Origin of the sequence: Paenibacillus melissococcoides, from assembly GCA_944800085.1 — a bacterium.
Classification (GTDB): domain Bacteria; phylum Bacillota; class Bacilli; order Paenibacillales; family Paenibacillaceae; genus Paenibacillus_B; species Paenibacillus_B melissococcoides.
The window spans coordinates 17,740-36,872 of the sequence record CALYLO010000005.1 but is presented as its reverse complement, the minus strand read 5'-3'; the positions used below and the strand labels follow the sequence as shown (position 1 = coordinate 36,872).

25 protein-coding genes and 1 pseudogene are annotated in these 19,133 nt (G+C 50.1%); 4 read left to right on the top strand and 22 right to left on the bottom strand.

All coding sequences use genetic code 11. From position 1 onward, the window contains the following. Positions 1–52: 52 nt before the first annotated feature. The gene (locus tag OCY70_RS17870; RefSeq protein WP_213427274.1) at positions 53–2,437 is read right to left on the bottom strand and encodes a polyprenyl synthetase family protein; all 2,385 of its coding nucleotides are present in this window, start codon (positions 2,435–2,437) and stop codon (positions 53–55) included. A 563-nt stretch (positions 2,438–3,000) separates the two neighbouring features. Between OCY70_RS17870 and OCY70_RS17865 the strand changes: the two genes are divergently transcribed. After that, on the top strand, positions 3,001–3,318 hold the full coding sequence (locus OCY70_RS17865) for a DUF4870 domain-containing protein (protein ID WP_213427275.1): 318 nt from the start codon (positions 3,001–3,003) through the stop codon (positions 3,316–3,318). Positions 3,319–3,628: 310 nt separating this feature from the next. Here OCY70_RS17865 and OCY70_RS17860 read toward each other — a convergent pair whose 3' ends face one another. The 14 genes and pseudogenes from OCY70_RS17860 to OCY70_RS17800 form a co-directional block, all read right to left on the bottom strand. Continuing rightward, positions 3,629–3,934 (bottom strand): stalk domain-containing protein, encoded by a 306-nt coding sequence (locus tag OCY70_RS17860; RefSeq protein ID WP_213427276.1) that lies wholly within the window; start codon positions 3,932–3,934, stop codon positions 3,629–3,631. Next, the gene (locus OCY70_RS17855; protein WP_213427277.1) at positions 3,895–4,101 is read right to left on the bottom strand and encodes a hypothetical protein; all 207 of its coding nucleotides are present in this window, start codon (positions 4,099–4,101) and stop codon (positions 3,895–3,897) included. Before OCY70_RS17855 ends, OCY70_RS17860 begins: the two co-directional genes overlap by 40 nt. After that, on the bottom strand, positions 4,101–4,628 hold the full coding sequence (locus tag OCY70_RS17850) for a class I SAM-dependent DNA methyltransferase (protein ID WP_213427278.1): 528 nt from the start codon (positions 4,626–4,628) through the stop codon (positions 4,101–4,103). Before OCY70_RS17850 ends, OCY70_RS17855 begins: the two co-directional genes overlap by 1 nt. 5 nt (positions 4,629–4,633) lie before the next feature. Further along, positions 4,634–5,368: a thioesterase II family protein gene (locus OCY70_RS17845; RefSeq protein WP_213427279.1), complete on the bottom strand. Its 735-nt coding sequence runs from the start codon at positions 5,366–5,368 to the stop codon at positions 4,634–4,636. After that, positions 5,365–5,613: a hypothetical protein gene (locus OCY70_RS17840; protein ID WP_213427280.1), complete on the bottom strand. Its 249-nt coding sequence runs from the start codon at positions 5,611–5,613 to the stop codon at positions 5,365–5,367. The genes OCY70_RS17845 and OCY70_RS17840 overlap by 4 nt, the downstream gene beginning before the upstream one ends. 5 nt (positions 5,614–5,618) lie before the next feature. Further along, complete coding sequence (locus OCY70_RS17835; protein ID WP_213427281.1) at positions 5,619–6,566, bottom strand: 3-oxoacyl-ACP synthase III family protein; 948 nt, start codon at positions 6,564–6,566, stop codon at positions 5,619–5,621. Beyond that, on the bottom strand, positions 6,487–7,125 hold the full coding sequence (locus OCY70_RS17830) for a polyketide synthase (RefSeq protein WP_249724749.1): 639 nt from the start codon (positions 7,123–7,125) through the stop codon (positions 6,487–6,489). Before OCY70_RS17830 ends, OCY70_RS17835 begins: the two co-directional genes overlap by 80 nt. After that, positions 7,083–7,931: a beta-ketoacyl synthase N-terminal-like domain-containing protein gene (locus tag OCY70_RS17825; RefSeq protein WP_213427283.1), complete on the bottom strand. Its 849-nt coding sequence runs from the start codon at positions 7,929–7,931 to the stop codon at positions 7,083–7,085. Before OCY70_RS17825 ends, OCY70_RS17830 begins: the two co-directional genes overlap by 43 nt. 73 nt (positions 7,932–8,004) lie before the next feature. Next, entirely contained in the window at positions 8,005–8,124 is a 120-nt protein-coding gene (locus OCY70_RS36190) for a hypothetical protein (RefSeq protein ID WP_373871434.1), read from the bottom strand. Then, positions 8,111–9,469 (bottom strand): amino acid adenylation domain-containing protein, encoded by a 1,359-nt coding sequence (locus OCY70_RS17820; RefSeq protein WP_249724752.1) that lies wholly within the window; start codon positions 9,467–9,469, stop codon positions 8,111–8,113. The genes OCY70_RS36190 and OCY70_RS17820 overlap by 14 nt, the downstream gene beginning before the upstream one ends. An 82-nt stretch (positions 9,470–9,551) precedes the next feature. Continuing rightward, positions 9,552–9,977, bottom strand: a pseudogene (locus tag OCY70_RS17815) (3-hydroxyacyl-CoA dehydrogenase family protein); the annotation flags it as partial. Positions 9,978–10,003: 26 nt separating this feature from the next. Further along, the gene (locus OCY70_RS17810; protein WP_213427286.1) at positions 10,004–10,735 is read right to left on the bottom strand and encodes an ABC transporter permease; all 732 of its coding nucleotides are present in this window, start codon (positions 10,733–10,735) and stop codon (positions 10,004–10,006) included. After that, on the bottom strand, positions 10,732–11,277 hold the full coding sequence (locus OCY70_RS17805) for an AAA family ATPase (RefSeq protein ID WP_249724739.1): 546 nt from the start codon (positions 11,275–11,277) through the stop codon (positions 10,732–10,734). The genes OCY70_RS17810 and OCY70_RS17805 overlap by 4 nt, the downstream gene beginning before the upstream one ends. 3 nt (positions 11,278–11,280) lie before the next feature. Next, a complete protein-coding gene (locus OCY70_RS17800; RefSeq protein ID WP_249724741.1) occupies positions 11,281–11,670 on the bottom strand; it encodes an ATP-binding cassette domain-containing protein in 390 nt (129 codons plus the stop codon). Between the two features lie 392 nt (positions 11,671–12,062). Here OCY70_RS17800 and OCY70_RS17795 point away from each other — a divergent pair, with 392 nt between their 5' ends. Next, a complete protein-coding gene (locus tag OCY70_RS17795; RefSeq protein WP_213427287.1) occupies positions 12,063–12,452 on the top strand; it encodes a hypothetical protein in 390 nt (129 codons plus the stop codon). A 78-nt stretch (positions 12,453–12,530) separates the two neighbouring features. Here OCY70_RS17795 and OCY70_RS17790 read toward each other — a convergent pair whose 3' ends face one another. Beyond that, positions 12,531–12,827: a Ger(x)C family spore germination C-terminal domain-containing protein gene (locus tag OCY70_RS17790; protein WP_261945074.1), complete on the bottom strand. Its 297-nt coding sequence runs from the start codon at positions 12,825–12,827 to the stop codon at positions 12,531–12,533. A 24-nt stretch (positions 12,828–12,851) separates the two neighbouring features. Continuing rightward, the gene (locus OCY70_RS17785) at positions 12,852–13,127 is read right to left on the bottom strand and encodes a hypothetical protein (RefSeq protein WP_249724743.1); all 276 of its coding nucleotides are present in this window, start codon (positions 13,125–13,127) and stop codon (positions 12,852–12,854) included. Between the two features lie 195 nt (positions 13,128–13,322). On the opposite strand from OCY70_RS17785, the gene OCY70_RS17780 reads away from it, so the two are divergent. Further along, entirely contained in the window at positions 13,323–14,066 is a 744-nt protein-coding gene (locus tag OCY70_RS17780) for a YheC/YheD family protein (RefSeq protein WP_213427289.1), read from the top strand. Between the two features lie 92 nt (positions 14,067–14,158). Here OCY70_RS17780 and OCY70_RS17775 read toward each other — a convergent pair whose 3' ends face one another. After that, a complete protein-coding gene (locus tag OCY70_RS17775; RefSeq protein ID WP_261945136.1) occupies positions 14,159–14,524 on the bottom strand; it encodes an ATP-binding protein in 366 nt (121 codons plus the stop codon). Positions 14,525–14,676: 152 nt separating this feature from the next. Between OCY70_RS17775 and OCY70_RS17770 the strand changes: the two genes are divergently transcribed. Then, positions 14,677–15,417: an endonuclease/exonuclease/phosphatase family protein gene (locus OCY70_RS17770; RefSeq protein ID WP_213427291.1), complete on the top strand. Its 741-nt coding sequence runs from the start codon at positions 14,677–14,679 to the stop codon at positions 15,415–15,417. Between the two features lie 47 nt (positions 15,418–15,464). On the opposite strand, the gene OCY70_RS17765 is transcribed toward OCY70_RS17770, so the two are convergent. The 4 genes from OCY70_RS17765 to spoVAD all read right to left on the bottom strand — a co-directional run bounded on the left by OCY70_RS17765 (position 15,465) and on the right by spoVAD (position 19,131). Continuing rightward, positions 15,465–16,058 (bottom strand): YkoP family protein, encoded by a 594-nt coding sequence (locus OCY70_RS17765; RefSeq protein WP_213427292.1) that lies wholly within the window; start codon positions 16,056–16,058, stop codon positions 15,465–15,467. Between the two features lie 90 nt (positions 16,059–16,148). After that, entirely contained in the window at positions 16,149–17,627 is a 1,479-nt protein-coding gene (locus tag OCY70_RS17760) for an alkaline phosphatase family protein (protein WP_213427293.1), read from the bottom strand. A gap of 137 nt (positions 17,628–17,764) precedes the next feature. Further along, positions 17,765–18,115 (bottom strand): stage V sporulation protein AE, encoded by a 351-nt coding sequence (spoVAE, locus tag OCY70_RS17755; RefSeq protein WP_213427294.1) that lies wholly within the window; start codon positions 18,113–18,115, stop codon positions 17,765–17,767. Then, positions 18,112–19,131, bottom strand: coding sequence for a stage V sporulation protein AD (gene spoVAD, locus OCY70_RS17750; RefSeq protein WP_213427295.1), 1,020 nt, complete (start codon positions 19,129–19,131; stop codon positions 18,112–18,114). The genes spoVAE and spoVAD overlap by 4 nt, the downstream gene beginning before the upstream one ends. Positions 19,132–19,133 lie beyond the last annotated feature (2 nt).

The following is a 19,133-nucleotide window of genomic DNA, read 5'->3' as shown; positions in this document are numbered from 1 at the left end:
AAAACGATAGAAAAAGCAGCTCTTGCTTTTGCAAAAGAGCTGCTTACTGCTTTTAACTGTCGCGATGGACCATATAATTCAATAAATGCTTCAAAAAAGCGATAGGGCGAGGCATCGCTCTCAACGCTTCGCTGGCAAGGGAGTAATGCTCCCACATCTCTCTTCTGGCGCCTTCGTGACCGAGGATGGTCACAAAAGTCGAAGTGTTGTTTTCCGCATCCTTGCCGACAGGCTTCCCGAGCAATTGCTGATCTCCTTCATAATCAAGCAGATCATCCTTAATCTGAAACGCAATGCCCGCATGATAGGCGAATTTTTTCATCGCCTCCATTTCCGTCTCGTTCACCTGAGCGAGAATGGCAGGCATGAGGAGAGAAGCCTCGAATGCAATCCCGGTTTTGTAAAAGCATATCATGTTCATCTGCTCCAGCGTCAACGCTTGGCCTTTGGATTGCAAGTCCATCGCCTGGCCCATGCAAATCTCGGCGGCCTTTTGGGACGAATATCGCATCAAGGCAAGCACGGTGTTCGGATCGAACCCGTCTAGGGACGCTTGTTCTTCAATGGCCTTCTGAATCAGGAACAGGCCGGTTAATTCGGCAGTGGCGCTGTTATGCGCCTGATGCAGGGTTGGACGTCCTCTCCGCGTAGCCGCATTATCCTGCGAAGGCAGATCATCAAAGATCAAGGAGGCGGTGTGCATATATTCCAATGATCGCAGCAGCGGCACAAGCGCTGAAGCCTTCAAGCCATATTCCTGCACGCCCATGACCCAGGCCAGTATCGGTCTCAACCGCTTGCCGTCGCCCTCGAGACTATAATTTGCGGCATCAATAAGCGTTTCCTTCATCGCCGGAATTCCGTGATGCTTCGGTATCGGCAACAGCTCGTTAATCTGATGGCGAACCGATTTGATTGTATCGAAAAATTGTTCCTTTTCTTTGCGCTCATTTTTTAGAGCGGTTACCATCTGGTCACGAAGCAATTTATCGAAAAAATCGACCTCATCCGCTTTGCGAACCATATGTTGGATCAGTCGATTGAATTCCGGAATTCCGGAGGCGAACATATCCATAAGTTCATTATATTTCTCGTTTCCAACGCGCTGTTTGCACCGTTTTAGACCGTTGATGGCACGATCCAGGATCACCTCGCGGGACTTGGCATCGGAGTGATATACGTTATGGATCAAATGGGAAATGACCGCCCAGTACAGTTCAAAGGGATTGATCAGATCCTTGCGCTGACCACGGTATTTTAAATAATAGGTATAGGGTGTTACGGCACCGTCTCTCATATCGTCAAACATATCCGCAAAATCATCGGCCAACTGGTTGTAGATGCCATAACAGAAGGTGCGATGATGAAAGCCTTCATCCTCAGGCGCGCGAATGACCGAGCGGACGATCAATCGGGAAGAAGCGGATTTCAGGATGATAGGCAAGTACAGTTCTTCATTGGTGTAATTCGGATTCGACAGTTCCTTTGCACGGTCCAGATCCTGGGAATGAAAAAACACATAAGACTGCTCGAAAAATGTTCTCTCCGTGTCCGGTAGCTGATAGCCTTTAATATACTCAAAAGCATCCCGAAGCTCCAAGTGGATGAAACGGAGCATATCCTTGTTCTTGCCGGCCCATTCTTCCCATTCCGGCACCGTTCCCGTGACAAGGGCGGAACGTATCATACCGGAATATTGTTCCTTCTCATGCTCTTGTAACACTTGGGAATCAAGCAGGTCGTCAATAAAGGGATAGGTCAGTCCATAAGAATAACCTAGCCTGATGGCTTCATCCAGTCTTCGGGCGCGTTCGGCCGGCACTATATCGTCATCCATCTCTTCGGCGGCATGGAGAACAACCCCGACAATGATTTTGATCAGCTTGCGCTGGGCTTGCTCCGCATCCATTCCTTCCGGAATATGGGCGGATACGCTCCTCAGCTTCCCGATCACCCATATCACGGCGTCTTCGACCCCTTCCTTCTGCGCCCACCGATACGCCTTAGCCAGACTCATAACTTCGGGCTGCCCTCCCCCGTTAGTTGCGGAGGAATGAAGCAAGTGCTTTTTGATGCCGGCAATGCAGCGTTGAATTCGGGTCTGCGTGTCAGGAGAATCCAGGGCTTTGCCCAGATCCCTCATATACATGTAGGAGACGCTTCGATCCAAGTAAGCGTCCAATTTTCCGGCATCGTTCAGCCATTGTATATATTTATCATAATCCGAAGCGTCCGGTTTTCTCCCTCTTCTCGACAAGAAGGAGAGCCATGAAGGAGAATGAATATGGTCCTGTTTCCATATTTCAAAATCTGCTGTCAGTGCAGGCGCATAAGTCTTGGCCTTGACCTGCGCAGAAAGGGAGGCAAAATAGTGAGCGGCCTTCTGCTCCGCTTGCCGATACCAACTCTCGGCTTGAACTGTCATGTCGTATTTCATCGGATGTCCCTCAGCTTCTCGTATGGATTCATTCGTGCCCCGGCCAATCGTCGGATCGGGGTTAAGACTTTATACGTGAAATCATCTTTCCGGTTACGAAATTATGACGAGACAAGTGAATGAAGGCACTCCAGAAATCTTGTGGTAAGATCAATGAGGAATCACACTTCTGTTCGAGGAGGCATATCTTCATCATGGCCGGCCAACCAATCGATGGGACTGAGAAAAAAGTATCTGATTATGCGCATGGCCGACAAGCTGACCCCGCTTTTCAAACATCTGCTGCGGCACGAGCTTGCCTGAATCAACCCGTTCGTTCTTGAAGGGCTGCAGCTTGCCCCGGTTACTAGAGCGATTTACCTTTCAGCTTACGCATTGTGGTTCACCTCCTTGTTTGGAATTCACGTTTAGTTATATCACAAGGAGAGTTTTGAAATGTTGCTCTCTCATTCGGAATCTTACAATTTCATAAGCCTCTTGAAAGCTGGATCGATTAGTGTGCAAGTATCTTCTGCTGTATATTTAAGCCATGGACAACAACGCTATTTCTTGAGGTGATAGATATGAACGGAAACAAACTAGTATCTGCTCTTTCTTACTGGAGTGTTCTCTTTGCTCCGATTTTATTCCCGATTCTCGTCTGGATTGTCGGAGACTCTGAGAGCAAGAGCCATGCCAAACGAGCACTGTGGACGCATATTCTTCCAACGGTTACAGCTATAGTAGGGTTCGCCGCGTTGGGAGTAATCAGCCTGAGCGTGCGGGAGGTAGAGGTAACCTTGGGGATTGGCTCGGTTATCACCGTAGCGCTATGCGGTATCATTAGCGTATACTTCTTTATTTGGAATATTGTCAAAGGGATTCAAGTGATTAAATCATAACCATGATCATCACATCAGAGGGGGGTGATAGCCCCCCTGATTCTCAAAGCTCGACTCGCCGAAAAACTGCAAAACTACACTTTTCCTTTATGACGTGTACTCCGTTACCGGGAATCCTGCAAAACGGCATCAATTTCTGACTATCCCATCGATAAAAGACAAAAATCGTTGGAAATAATGTACTTTTACAGGAATTTCATCAAATAGCGGCTGAAAGAGCAGAAATTGATGCATCCACGCAGCATTTCACTGCTTCATCCATCTTCGATCGGTTTGCGCGCCGCCGTTTTTCCTGCATCCACATTCTCTGTTACCTCGTCATCTCCATCATTTTGCAGTGCCTGTGAGACACCCCTCTCCTCTTCTGAAGCCACATCTTACTTTTGGTCAATCTCACTGTTCCCTTTTTTCCGTCCGCCGCAAAGTTGTAATCCAGCGCTTCCGCGTAGAAGAGAAGCGGAACATAGAGGGTTCCGTTTACGATCTCCGGCCGCGATCCCATATCCGTCTTGCGTCCATCCTTGACGAACATCGTGCTGCCTGTATTCATCGTATATTTCGCTGCGCTGCCCATCGTCAGCTTGCCTTCATGCTTGTGTAATGCGATCTGCCGCACACGTCGGAGTACACTCCCTCGCTCCTCCGAACCGTTTGGATGCGGCCGAAGCCCGCCTCTTCCAGCAGGGCGACAACCTCCTCCTCCAGGTAGCATTTATGAGGAATATATAAATCTTTGCGATCCCATGCCTGTGCCTCGTTGCGGGTAAAGTAAGCCGCCTTCATCAGTCCGAGCCGGCTGCCCTCGTCATACACCGAGTGAAAGGCGGCGACCCCTTCCTTTCAATAAAGGACAGTTGGCTTCCATTCCAATAGCGAAGATAGCCTTCCTCATTTCTCATATCAAAATAGAAAATGCCCCCTGGCTTTAACGCTTGATAAACATGAATAAAAATATTTTTCAGATCCTTCGGATCCGTCATCACATTGAAGCTGTCCAGTGTCGTAATGGCCGCGTCGAAAGGGGACTCATAGCGGAACGAGCGTGCATCCCCCACAGTGAACGTCGCTTCGGGAGCGTTGATCCGCGCGTATTCAATCACCTTGCTTGAAATATCAATCCCTTCTACCGTGAACCCTTGCTCGCACAGCTTGGCCGCGATGGTCCCCGTTCCGCAGCATACATCCAAAATTCTCGCGTTCCCCGGGAGCTTGGAGAGCACCAGTTCCTCGATGTTAGGATATTGGAACAACGTTATCTCGCGCCAATATTTATTGTATACATCGCCCAGCACATCAAATACTTCGTTCACGCACATCACCCTTTCGATTGGTTTACGCTGCCATGCCCCAGCAGCTTGCCGTTAATCAGCATGCAGATTTGCTCCCATGCTTCATGAATGAAGAAATGCCCGCCCGGAAAGGAATGATATTCAAATAATCGCTTGCTGTATTGTTCCCACTCCAAAATATCGGGCAAATTGACATGTTGATCCTCATCGCTGAGAAAAAAGATAATATCCCCATCCACCGGCTGCGGCTTACCGTTCACCCGGTACTGCTCGATCATACGGTAATCATGCCTCAGAATCGGCAGGAAGAGCTGCAGCAGCTCCTTGGACTCAAAGAACTGTGCCGGCGTTCCGCCTATCTTGCGGATTTTCTCCAAAAAGTCCGCATCAGACAGCTTGTGCATGGGCTCTTCATCATACTTCAGATGGGGAGGGATGCGGCCGGATAAAAATAGCGCCATTGGCTGCGGCAGTCCGGAAGCCCGGGCCGCCACTGCGAGCTCATAGGCTAAGCCCGTTCCCATGCTATGGCCATATATGGCATACGGACGCTGTAAAATCGAAGAACGCATCTTGTCCAAAAAGTCTTGGACCGCTTCCTCTACATTCGCGTGAAAGGGCTCTGCCATTCTTCGGCCATGCCCTGCCAATTCCAAAGGATGCAGCTTGATTCCGGGGTCAAGTTTTTCAACCCATTTGCCATAGATGGCATGCGCTGAGCCTCCGGCATAAGGAATACAGAACAGATCGATCACGCTCATACCGATCTCTCTTCACATTCAGGCTTATGCTGGTTAATTTGCTCCACAATTTCGCCCAGAGTCGAATTTTTCGTAAGCTGCAGCTCCGCTTCATACTCAACGCCAAGCAGGTGCGCCACCATCATCGCATCCAGCAAATCGAAGCCCAGCGAGAGCAAGCTGTTGTCTTCTGTTGCTCCCTGGAGCAGCTTCGCGAACCCCGCGTCCTTATTCAATACCTCCAATAGATCGGCCAATCCCGCCATGTGTGTCACTCCTCTGTTTCCGTATATTTTAAAAGACAATGTCCCCATGTAAAACCGACGCCAAACCCGCTGAGCACAATCGTGCCTTTCCCTCCCGCTCCCTGGTATTCGGACAGCAGAATAGGGAGGGAGGAAGAGACCGTATTGCCGTAGGTTCCGGAAGAAAATACGCTTCTCTCCCGATGGATTCTCATCAGCTTCACGAGCGAATCGACGACATATTTCGACCCCTGATGGAAGAGGAAGAAATCCACCTCCTCTGCCGTCAGGCCATGCTGTGCCAGCATCTCCGCGATGCTCTTCGGGATCTCCTGGGCAGCGTATTGAAATACTCTTCCTCCCTCCATCCGCAAAAATCGGTCCTGAATGATCAGGCAATCATGACTGTCAGGAACCGTCCCGAACGATGCGCCCCGAAGCTCAAATCCTTCACCGGCCGTCCGGCTCAGCAGCGTAGCCGTCGCGCCGTCCCCGAAAATCATGCTTACATTGCGATCCTCTTCATCAATCAGATTCCGGTACGAATCACAGGTGAAGATAAGCGCATGGTCCAGGTGTTGCGCTTCCATCAGCGCCTTCACAATAAAGAGCGCATGGCAATAACCGGAGCAGCCTTGCGAGATATCGAAGGTCATGCAGCCCTTGTCCATCCCAAGCTGATTATGCAGCATCGCCGAGGTGTGCGGAATTTTGAGCGTCGGGTTTTGCGTCACCACCGTCACGAGTTGAATTTCCTTCACGTCGAGCTCCGTCTTCCGCTTCAGGTCGCGGAAGGCCTGCAAGCACATATCGAGCGTCGTCTCCTCCTCCGCTCGCACGGCAATGCTGGCAAACCCCAATTTTTCATGCAAAAAATGCTGGTCATAGCCAAATTTAGCGGCTTTCCCCTCGTTGGATCGAATCTTGGCTGGCAAATAGGTGCCCACCTGGGCAATTTTTATCGGTGAACTCACATCTCACCCCCTCTCTCGTTGACGCGAAATATCGGGAACCAGCTCGCGATCTTGACATATGTACATTGGTGCCGCCGATACCGAAGGAGCTGACTCCCGCCCGCAATGGAGCATACTCGTCCCGGCCGCCGGGCAAGAGGCTCCGCTCCCAGCTCTGGGTGCGGGATACGATATAGAACGGAGTAGTCTCCAAGTCGATCTGGGGATTAATGCTCCGAAAATGAAGCGTTGCAGGAATGGTTTTATGCTGCAGCGCCAATGCGGTCTTGATAAGCGCCGATACTCCGGCGCCTGCATCCAGATGACCGATGTTGGATTTCAGGGAACCGACGCCGATCGAGCCTATGCGGGCCGGCGAATACACTTTGGTCAAGCCGGCGATCTCGATCGGATCGCCCATCATCGTCCCCGTCCCGTGCGCTTCAATATAAGACACGCTCTCGGGAGTCACGTTGGCCATTGCCACCGCCCTTCGGATCACCTCCGCCTGCCCCTCTACGCTGGGCGCGGTATAGCTTACTTTGCGGTTGCCGTCATTATTGCAGGCCGTTCCCCGAATGACGGCGTAGATGCGATCTCTGTCCCTGACAGCGTCCTCAAGCGCTTCAGCACCACCATTCCCGCCCCGTTGCCTTCGACGGTGCCCACGGCATCCCGATCGAAGGGGCGGCAGTGGCCGTCCGGGGAATTAATTCGGCCATCCTGGCCCAGGTAGCCGTTGCGGCCGGGCAGCGACAAGCCGCTTCCCCCCGCCACCGCGATCGAGCAGGCGCCGGTCAGAATATGCCTGCAGGCCATATCCACCGCATACAGCGAGGTCGAGCAGGCGCTGCTGACCGCCACGCTGGGGCCTTGAAGATTCTGGCTGTAGGAGATGCGGGTGGCCGCAAAATCCTTATCATTGAATTGAAGCGCCGTCATATGATGTCCGCCGTGCTCAACGATGGTCTGCAGGCTCTCCAGCTCCCAGGCGAAATTATTCGTCGCCCCCAGAAACAGACCGATCGTTTCCCGCGGCGGCGCGGAGGCATACCCTGCATCCTCCAGCGCATGGTATACGACTTCATGGAGGATGCGAACCTGCGGATCCATCAGCGCGGCATCCCCCGGCGTATACTGGAAAAATTCGGCGTCGAACCGCTCCAGGCTCGGCATCACGCCCTTGGCACGCACAAAATTCGGGTCCTCCAGCAGACCGTGCTCCACCCCCGCCGCGATCAATTCTTCTTTAGAGAAGAAAGTAATCGATTCCTGTCCTTCAACCATATTGCTCCACAATTGCTCCACATTCTCGGCGCCGGGAAAGCGGCCCGACATCCCGATAATCGCAATCTCCAATCCGGTGTAATCCGTTTTGACCGCCATTACCTTTCCCCCATTCTTCGAATAAGCGTCGCCGTGGCAAGCAGCGTATTCCTCTCCTTCTCCAATCGTGCCGTTACCGATTCCTCCGGCACTCGTTCCTCCTGTGCCGATTGCTGCAAATATTAAGCGAATTGGCACCAATCTCGAACAATTGGTCGTCCGCTTGAATTCCCTGCTTGTTAATGCCGAGCACAGAGGCGCAGATGGAGGCAACCAGATCCTCCAGCTCGCTGAGCGGCCGGGCCGGCGCAGGCCCGTTCCATCTTGCGTTCTCCGGATCGGGAAGCGCCTGATGATACATAATAAGCGCAGACATGACGCTCCATGCCCACTTGTCTGAACTGAACCGCCGCTTGACGCAGCCCCGGCAGCCGCATCAACGCGCGCTCGATCTCGCCGAGCTCTACCCGGTATCCCCTGACCTTGACCTCCGTATCCAGCCTGCCCAGATAATCGATCGTGCCGTCCGGCAGCCATTGCGCCAGATCGCCCGTCCGGTACATCCGGCCGCCCGGGACGAACCGGTCCTGCAGGAACTGCTGCGCTGTCTGCTCAGGCCGCTCATGATACCCCATGCCAACTCCGTCTCCGCTGACGCAGAGTTCCCCGATCGCGCCCGCCGGCAGCAGATTCATGCCCTTGTCTACGATGTAGACCCGTGAATTCCCGACCGGCTTGCCGATCGGAATGCGTTCTCTGGCCAGGTCTGCAGGGGCAATCAAATGGGTGGTGGTTAGAAAGGAGTTTTCGGCCGGGCCGTATCCGTTAATGAGTCTCAGCCCGGGATTCGCGTTCATCGCCTTGGCAATATGCGGCACGGACAGCGCCTCGCCGCCCACAATCAGATGGGACAACGCGCCAAACGTACCCGGATCCCGATCGCAAAGCCGGTTAAACAACGAAGAGGTCAGCACCATGCTCTGCACCTTCTCTTCCGCCAGCAGCCGCTTCAAGCGCCCCGCATCCAGCAGATCGCCCTCCCCGGGCAGCACCAGCGTTCCTCCGTGAAGCAGCGGTCCCCATATTTCGAAGGTAGACACATCGAACGCCGGAGATGCGGCCTGCAGGATGACCTTATGAGCGCCGAAATCGATAAAATCTTGGCCAAACACCAGATTGATTACATTTTGATGCGATATTTTGCATCCCTTGGGCTTGCCTGTGGAGCCGGAAGTGTACATGATATAAGCCTGGCTTGAAGGAGCGGAAGCTCCGGCGGCGGACAAGTCCCCGCTTCCTTCCCCGGGCTCCTTGTCCAGCAGCAGAGGGCTGTCGCCGGGAACACGGGATATATACTCCTCCCGCGTGCACAGCAGCCGAAGGTCCGCATCCTTGATCATAAAGCAAAGCCGGTCGTCAGAGTTGGCCAGATCCAGCGGGACATAGGCCGACCCCAGCTTGAGAATCGCCAGAATGCATGCCACGAGCTCCGGACTGCGGGGCATCAGAAGGCCCGCTGCCGCATCCGGTCCCAGTCCGCGGGCGCTCATCAGCGCGGCGAGCCTGTCGGACCAGGCATCCAGTTCCGAGTAGGAGATCGATTGTCCCCGGAACCGCAGCGCCGCATGATGCGGATAGGCGGAAGCTGCCCGGCGAAAACCGGCATCTGAGCGGGACGGGATTCATGAAGTGCATCCCGATCACCTTCTCCGGCTTGTCCAGCAAGGAGGCAATCTTGGTTGGCGAGATGCAGCTTGTATTCACGCCGTAAAATGTGTCTTCGCTGCACACCTCGCCCAATTCCCGGTACAGCCGGCTTTTGGCCTCCCAATCCTCGGTAATGTTTTCGATCACCCAAGAGGCATGTGAAAAATGCTCATATGTATTCGTTACGGTAATCCGGCTGAGGATGTCTTCCGCGTCCCATTCGCGCAAGGCCGAAGAAATCATGCGGTAATTTCGAATATTGCGTTCGATTTTTTGTGGTATTTGCTGCAAGGCTGTCGCATCGATATCTTTTACAATCACCTTATAGCCGTGAAAGGAGAGTGTGGACGCAACATCCACACCCATCACTCCGGCCCCCACTACGGCAATCACACTCATGCAGGCCACCCCTTACTCCATCGTAGTTACTTCCGGTTCAGAATCCAGATCGCGCCGCCGTATCCTGCTACGCACCAAATGCATAAGGTGACATAGTTCCATATCGAAGCCTCGAAGGTTGACGCGGCCAATGAAGCGCGCATGACCTCCGCCATGGAGTAGAACGGCAAAATGTGATGCACCGCCTGAAACCATTCCGGCAGCCGCTCGATCGGAAAATTAAGAGGAGAAAACATTAAGGCGCCGAATGCAATAAATTGGGATACCGCAAATGTCACGTCTTGCGGAAACAAATACGAAAATCCATACCCTACGCCGATGGATGTTAACGCAATTAACAGCAGAGCCGGAATGACTGTCCATGAGATGTCGTATCCAGGATTAAACATTAGATGCGCGAACAGGGTTGCGATGCATAATCCCGGTATCGTTACTCCCAGCCAGATTGATGTATCGGCTCCGATGATTACGGCGCGGTTAACGGGCCAGGTGCGGGTAAATTCAACATAGCCTTCTACTTTGGCGTTGCCGATCTGCATCGGCAAGATAACAAGACCGGTGAGGACGAGAATGAATGTAGGAGCCCCGGTTGCCAGAAACAGCAGACTCTGATTATCAAGATCATCAAAGAGATACCTGAATCCGATTACAATCCCCAGAGACATGAAGATTTGAATGACGGTAAAAAACATAAGCGGGCCGATACTTCGAAACAACTGCATTTGAAAGACATACTTGAAATCGTTCGCTATCTTCATGCACCGATCTCCCCCTTGCTTGTCAGCTCGACATAAACATCTTCAAGCGTAGTCGGCGATAAAGTATAGTCCATGATTTCACCTTCGTCTACTTTGTCTCTTGCCCATTCGATTACATCGGGCACGGAGTCGGGATTAACCGAAAAAACGGAACGTGAAGTGTGAGAATGCGAGGATAACGCCCACGCGGGAGTTTGCAGCTGCTGAACGCTCGTCACATGGCTGACCTCTACCCGAATCAGGTTGTTTACTGTGCTTTTGATTTCTGCAGGGGTGCCTTCCGCCAGAAACCTGCCTTTATTCAAGATAGCTACCCGGTCCACCGCTTTCTCGGCTTCAATCACGTTATGCGTCACCAAGATGACGGATGTTCCGTCTACAGTTAACTGGCGGATCAAATCCCAAAGATAGCGGCGCCGAATCGGATCCACATCGTTCGTCGGTTCATCAAGAATGACCAGCTTGCCGGGCACAACCACCGCCATGCAAAAGGCGACCAGCCGGCGAACCCCGCCTGACAGATGAACGCCTTCTTTGTTCACCCATTATCCGATATCAAGCGCTTCAAAAAGCATGTTCATCCGCTTCGCTACGTCCTGCTTCTCGCCCGATCTCATTTTTCCCATGATGGATACGGCCTGTACCGGCGTCAAGTAACCGAGAGGCAATTGAGATTGCGGCTGGACGGAGCACATGGAACGGGCAAAGGCAGGGTCTTTGATTACAGATCTGCCCAATAACGAAATTTCGCCGCTAGTCGGCTTCATCAGTCCGATAATCTGATTGACCAAGGTCGTTTTCCCTGCTCCGTTATGTCCCAGTAACCCATAAATTTCTCCTTCCTGCACACAGAAGCTAAGGTTATCGTTGGCAACGGTCTTCGTACTTTTTTTCCCGGAAAAAACTTTGGTCAGGTTCTGAACATTAAGCAGCATAACAACCTCCATTGATTAGTTTAAAAAAATGACTATGAAGCTTTGGCCAAAAAAATACTTGTCGCATTGATGGATGTGTGCGCTCTATGGAGTGGTCTGTTCGAATCTCACGATGAGCATTGGGAGGATAGATCTAGGAAGAAAAGTGATAAAAATAAAAACGGGCTGCTAATGGTTAGCGTTCTCCGTTAGTGAAGTCATTCGGATGCTGTTCTCTTCAAAATATAACACATAATAGTAGATTGTTCCGTTATTTATTTGAAATTCATATATTTTAGTATACATCTTGGGATCATCTCCCCCTCAAAGCTAATGGAGCGAAGCCCTCCTTCCGATAATAGAACCATCCCCCAATTCAATGGAAGGGGAACATCGGGACAGGAGGATTTCACATGCGTATTGATTCCAACCATCGATTTCCGTCTTCAACCCTACGGAAAAGTCAACAAAATGATTTATTATTTGAAGCCGTACTAAAAGATGCGGCGAAACAAGAAGAAGAAAAACAGGGAGACAAAAAAGGAAGACTGGTTACCGCTCGCGAAGGCGAATATATCAGGCAATATATCGTCAGACCCGATGGCAGCCGAGTGCTGCTAAGCGAGGCAAAACAAACGTTCGAGACCGAAGCCATGGGAAACGATCCGAGTGCGCCTAACGAAGCCCAACCTGTGCAAAGCGGAATGAGCCAAAACACGAAAGACATGATCGGCCTGCTAAATTTCCAGGTTGGCGCAGGCATAACGTTTACGTTCAATAAGCAGGCAGAAAAATCAGAGTAACCTGCCAGATTATATAACGCGAGAAGAGGAGCTTCCACCGCTCCTCCTCTCCCTTTTCCAAATTAATAAGGCTCCTGGTCAGTTCATGATTCCGTGATTGACGATCTCTACTTTCACTTTTGGATCAAACTCCACCTTCAGCGTCACTTTAATATTCCAGTTGCTTTGGACGTCTACTTTCATCGTCCGTCTTACTTGTTGAATGTCCATGGCCAAATATTTTTCCGGTTCGCGCTTTCCTTCCTGATCGACTTTAAGCGTCAAGCTGGCGGTCTGGGATAATTTATCGGCCATTAGCAGGTATAATAATGAATCTTCGGATTTTAACGTACTTACCATGCGATCCGCTCTAAATAAGGCGATTCCGTATACCAAAGGTTTTGGCCCGCTATTCGTTATTTACGGAAGAGCAATATCATCGCCTGGATCCAGCATTGGAGGGCAGATAAGCTGAAGGTTAACGGCAGGTACGATCGTTCTGCGCTCCGCGCTTTGGAACAGCTTGTGGAAATGCTCGCCAATCAGCCTGGAGGCAATGCGGTCGTCCTTCAGCATTTGCTGATCCCAGCATCCCGAGAGCAGCGCATAACATATTATTTTTTCAGGCTCCGGTTCTACTTCATCAGCAAAACCTTGTACCTCATCGGTAAAACCGGGACATATTTTCTCAATCATTCTTCATTCTCTTTTGTGCGGCCGCTGCTGATATATAATCCTGCCCCTCCAGTTCTATAACCGCCATCCTATTACGCCATTGCCGTCCCATAGGTTAATTGTCCATTCCTAATCGTCATCGGCATCATACATTGATATCACATCCGTTGCTAATAACCAGATAACATCAAATTCATGAAAAAGGGTGATGCTAGTTTGCCTATTCAACATGTATTCAGCAAATGGAAAAAGACGCGCATTCTGCAAAACTCATCGTTGAAGCGGTACATCCCCAAAACAGCCGTATACAATTCCAGCAGCTTGAAGGAGATGCTGAACCGCTACAACATGGTGTATGTGAAGCCGGACACGGGTACGCACGGGAAAGGAGTCATGCGCGCCAAAAAACGCTCCAAAGCATCGTTCGAGCTGAGAGAAGGAGTTTCCACCAAAGTGTTCCGCTCCATGAACGATTTGCAGTCCGGCATCAAGTCCCGAATCGGGAAGCGGAAGTATTTGGTACAACGGGGGATTCATCTGCTGAGCCACCGCGGGAGAAAATTCGATCTGCGGGTATTGGTTCAAAAGAACCTGAACAATCAATGGGAGGCAATGAACATCCTCGGCCGCAAGGCAGCCGCCAATAAGATCGTTACGAATGTCAGTAATGGCGGGAGCATGGAATCGCTGTCTACCCTATTGCGTCCTCGTATGAATCAATCCTCCATTCGCAAGCTGCGCCATGAATTGAACCAAATGGGAGTATCGGTAGGCAAGCAATTAAATAAAAACTATAAAGGTCTAAAACAGTTGGGACTCGATATCGCGCTTGATAAAAACATGCGGCCCTGGATCCTGGAAGTGAACACAAGGCCAGCCATATACGTCTACCGAACCTTAAATCCTTCCGCCTATCGCCGGATTCTGCGTTATGCCAGAGCGTACGGCCGATTCAAATAAGGAACAAAGGTAGAGGCAAGCATACAAACGAAAGCGGCCGCCCAGATGACAGTCTGAGGCGGCCTATTTTCAGAAGAGGGCGGAAAATCTATTCATGTTGTGAATTCTTCCTGCATCGGAGAGGCAGCAAGGGGCAGCATTAAAGCGAATGATGTTCCGTATTCCGAGCTTTGATGAAAGACGAGATCGCCCTTTTGGGCTTGTGCCATAAGCTTGCTGAACGGAAGGCCGAGACCTAGACCGCGGATCTCCTGTTTCTTCCTTTCCCCGCGAAAAAACCGCTCAAATATAAGGTTTTGCTCAGATTCAGGAATGCCGCAGCCATTGTCGGAAACGGTCACTTTCCGCGAACCTGTTTTTGCTTTGCAGCGTAATCTCGATCTGGAGCGGACGATCCGGATGCTTGGACTGTACGCTGTTATTATGCAAACTTCCCACCCGTCGATATGCGGGAGCATAATTTCTGGACACGGAGAACGAACTGTCCGTGCAGTTGGAGCTTGTCCTGAAAAAAGCATAAATGGGTCCGCATGATCGGGCTATCGCAGCATGTTCTCCGACCTAACTGGATATATCATAAATGGAATAACGGTATGAAGGTGCGGAAAACATGGAAATGAATATCGTAACATTTAACATTCATCATGGAAGAGGAATGGATGGGAAGCTGAACCTGGAGCGAGTCGCTCAAGTCTTAGAAGATAGCCAAGCGGATGTAATCGCTTTAAATGAAGTGGACAAACATTTTTCCCGGAGAAGCGGTTATCTGGACCAATTGGGTTGGTTATCTGAACGTTTAGGCATGCGCGATTCTTTTTTTGGCGCGTCCATTTCATCATCAACCGGATCTGTTCTTAGACAGTATGGAAATGCGGTCTTGTCCCGTTTTCCGATCGTTTCTCGGCAAAATCATGTTTTGGAAAGTTCCCCTTTCCATTTCGAAAAACGTGCTGTCTTGGAAGTCTGCATTCATATTCGGGGGCATCTCGTCAAAATGTATGTCACCCATTTAAGTCTTGTTCCATACATCCGATCGAAGCAAGTCGATTTTATTACCGATAAAATTAGGAATGAGGACCACCCCGTAATCTTAACCGGCGATTTGAATACGAGGCCGGGCACGAAATCTTGGCACAAACTGCAGCAACTCATTACAGATGCTTGCCATCATGCCGGCATGACTCCTTGTTATACCTTCCCGTCCCGCCGCCCCCTATTTCGACTGGATTATATATTTGTCAGCCGGCATTTCCATATTGCTTCAACGGAAGCCATTGCGAGCCTCCCTGCGGCCTCGGATCATTTGCCCCTAAAAGCCACGGTGAGACTGATACATACACTCTCTCCATGATTGAATTACCCACGGCACAAAGAAAATACTCTGGCGGCAATAAAGCGTCAGAGTAGTTTTGGGCCATGATGCAAGTTCGGCAGTGATTTTGTTCCGTATTTATTCATTAGTACATTTTTGGACATGAATAAATAGGCAGGGGTTTGTTTCTTTAAGTTCCTTAACGGATCGTTTGCCGAGACGAAATAGATCGGCATCATCGTTACGTACTTGATCCATTTGTACATCACGCTGCGTATCTGTATCGTTTCAAACCCTAATCCGCTGCCTCCCCTATTTAACATCGTTATCCCGATAATTCCTTTAATATCATCGTGCTTCGGATGATTTCGCACATATTCGGCAAGATCAGGCAACGATTTTTCAATAAGGCGATAGAGGAGCTTTCCTTTTTTAATCTCACTTTTTATGGAAAGCATGTTTTTCAAAAGCATGACATTATGCAAATGAATTTTCAGCAAAATGTCGCCTCTTTTAATGATGGTGCCGTCGGATAAGAGTACGTCTCCGCCCCGGAACGAAGTAAGTCTGACTCGGAACGTGCTGCCATCTTCATGTTCAATACATTTCAATCTGGTACATGCATAGTACACTGGATCAATGACACTCCAGATGGAGAGTGCAAAGGATTTGAACCACATGAACTGTTCCCCTTTATCGAATATCTAATGTTATTTTGCCTTGGGAAAATCAAATTCATGGGTGGAAAGTTTCAGTATTATTTCTAACAATTAATCATTTTTTCCCTCATCCATTAGCTCAAGAATATAAGCTTTCAAATCGACCAAACGGGGCGGTTCTTTAACGCCATGGGACGTGCCCGCTACAATGAGCGGAATGTCGGAATCGTATTTGTGCAAAGAGCCATGACTGCCGCCATTCAAATGAACCGGGTAAAAGCGGCTTTTGAATTCATAGCGCGGCCGAGCGGTGATCACGATCATCGGGACATCTTGAGAATGTAACGCCCCATATAACCGGGCAAGCACGTCAGGATAATCGCCGTACTGTATTTCTTGCTCCTGAATCCGTAAATCAACGACCGCTTCTTCTCCCGTTATGGTCCATGCGGAGCCATAACTATCGGTATACGGGCCATCAGGCTGATATTGCATGATTCTTCCCGATCCCCCCTCTTTGACGGTAACTTGCCCTTTTTCTTTCCACGCAATCAAGTCAATCCGCGATTCGCTCGATAGTATTTCGATGATCTTGGCGAGCTTATCTATGCGAAGAGGATAGACATAAGCCATGCGTTCGTTATTGCAGACCACCAGATCGTGATGGCTGCCAACCTTTTCCCCCAACTGCAGCACGCGGAATGAATCAAGCAGCAGATCCAGATCGATATTAAATCGTTCTTCGTTCCCGATTCTTGTCTGTCCATGGTCGCTGGTTACAATAAATACACACTGGTTAACCGCCTCTTCCCATGAATCAAATGCATTCAAAATCTCCTGAATATGCCGATCTACGCGAATGAGCGCTTCCTCAGCATGAGCGGGATTTTTTTTATGGACTTCATGGTCATTATCAGGAAAATAAACGAGCATAAAATCGGGCAGTTGATTCGATTGAATCATTGCTTTGACGGCATGAGCGGCATAGGCGTCATTGATTCCGCATTTTTGTTTATACCCCCGCATCGGCCTGGGGATGTTTTTATTAATTTCTGAATCAACCATGGCTCCCAACGTCATCACATCAGGTCCTAATGTACTGCTGTTGCGAAATCGAAAGCCGGTCGATACATTCATAAGTAAAGGTAGGCTGATGGCATGCCGTTTGACACTGCGGTGAACAATCGCATTGATCGAAGCCGATGTCTTTCCTCTTCGGTACAGTTCCTCGAATATCGTCGACACCTGGGTGCTTAAGTGCTTTTCATTGAGATTGAACAATACATGTTGAGCGCACTTCGATAGGCCAAGCTTTTTTATGCATTTCCATCCGTTAATGTAGTTTACGATCTCTTTCGTCTCGGGATCATACCATATAAGCCCGGGAATCCGGTGCTGGTCAGGGAAAGTACCGGTCACTAATGAACAGTCGACCGTAGCCGTCATCGTTGGAAATACAGTCACACAATTGGACCAATATTTTCCTCGATCTATCAAAAATTTTAGCGCAGGTACCGTTCGATGGCGTATGCAATCATCTAATATGTTCGGCATTAATGAATCAATCAGAAGGAAAATAATCTTTTTCATGTTACCTTACCTTTCCGTTTGATAAAAAAAAGGTACCCGGTTCTCCCGGATACTTATCGATTCGCAAGTTAAGTACCATTATTATGCTATGTCCCAACCATCGATATTCATCATCGAATTGCTTCGGACATTGTTCTTTATCCTTTCGGCTTTACGAACAAGGCGGCAAGGAAAGAGAAAATAATGGCTGAGGATATCCCTGCGCTGGTAACCTCGAATATGCCCGTTATAATCCCGATCCAGCCGTCGCTTTTCAGCTCTTGAAGTGCCCCGTGCACCAAAGAGTTGCCAAAACTTGTGATAGGGACCGTAGCCCCGGCTCCGGCGAATTTGATTAGCGGATCATATAGTCCGATTCCATCCAGAACCGCTCCCAGGACAACAAGAAGGGTCATCGTATGCGCGGGGGTCAGCTTGAATACATCAAAACAGATTTGCCCGAACACGCAAATGGCACCGCCAACAACGACCGCCCAGAAATAAATCATCGCTTAGCCCCTCCATTCTCAATCGATACGGCATGCGCAATGCATGGAATACTTTCCCCTTGCTGATAAGACAGCGGCGACAACAGCGCTCCGGTAGCGACCACAAGCAATCGGTTCAATTCGCCTTTTCGCATTCGGTTCAACAGATGGCCGTATGTGACGACAGCTGAACATGCGCATCCGCTCGCTCCGGCTTGCACCATCTGCTTATCGTAATCGTACATCATCATTCCGCAGTCCTTATAATCGGTTTGCTGAATAGGTATGTTGTGTTTTTTGAACAAATCGTTGGCAAGCTCATATCCAACCTTGGATAAATCTCCTGTCACAATCAGGTCATAATAACCAGGTTGAATTTGCAAATCGCGAAGATGCGCCTGAATGGTGTCAACGGCTGCCGGAGCCATTGCCGCTCCCATATTGAATGGGTCATTGATTCCCATGTCGACGACTCTGCCGATCGTAGCCGATGTGACGTATGGTCCTTCTCCGTGCTGCCCAACGACAGACGCCCCGGCTCCGGTGACGGTAAACTGGGCGGTTGGGGGTTTTTGCGATCCGTATTCGGTCGGATAACGGAACTGTTTTTCGGAAGAGGCGTTATGGCTGCCGGCACTGGCCAGCGCAAACTTCGCTGAACGGGAATTCACAAGCGCGGAAGCGAGAGCCAGACTTTCCATCGATGTAGAACATGCGCCGAACACGCCGATATAAGGAATGGACATTGTTCGTGCGGCGAAGCTTGTACTGATGATTTGATTCAACAAGTCTCCTCCGATAAAGAAATTGACCTGCTCTTTCGTCAAGCCTGCATTTTCGATAGCAAGCTTGGCCGCTTCTTCCACTAACGTCCTCTCCGCTTTTTCCCAGCTGTCCTGCCCCAGCATCAGGTCCCCGTGAATGATGTCGAAATCATTCGCAAGCGGTCCTTGTCCTTCAAACGGTCCAACGACGGTAGCTGTGGAAAGAATCGTCGGCCGATTTTCGAATATCCAGCTTTGATGTCCCTTGAGCATCT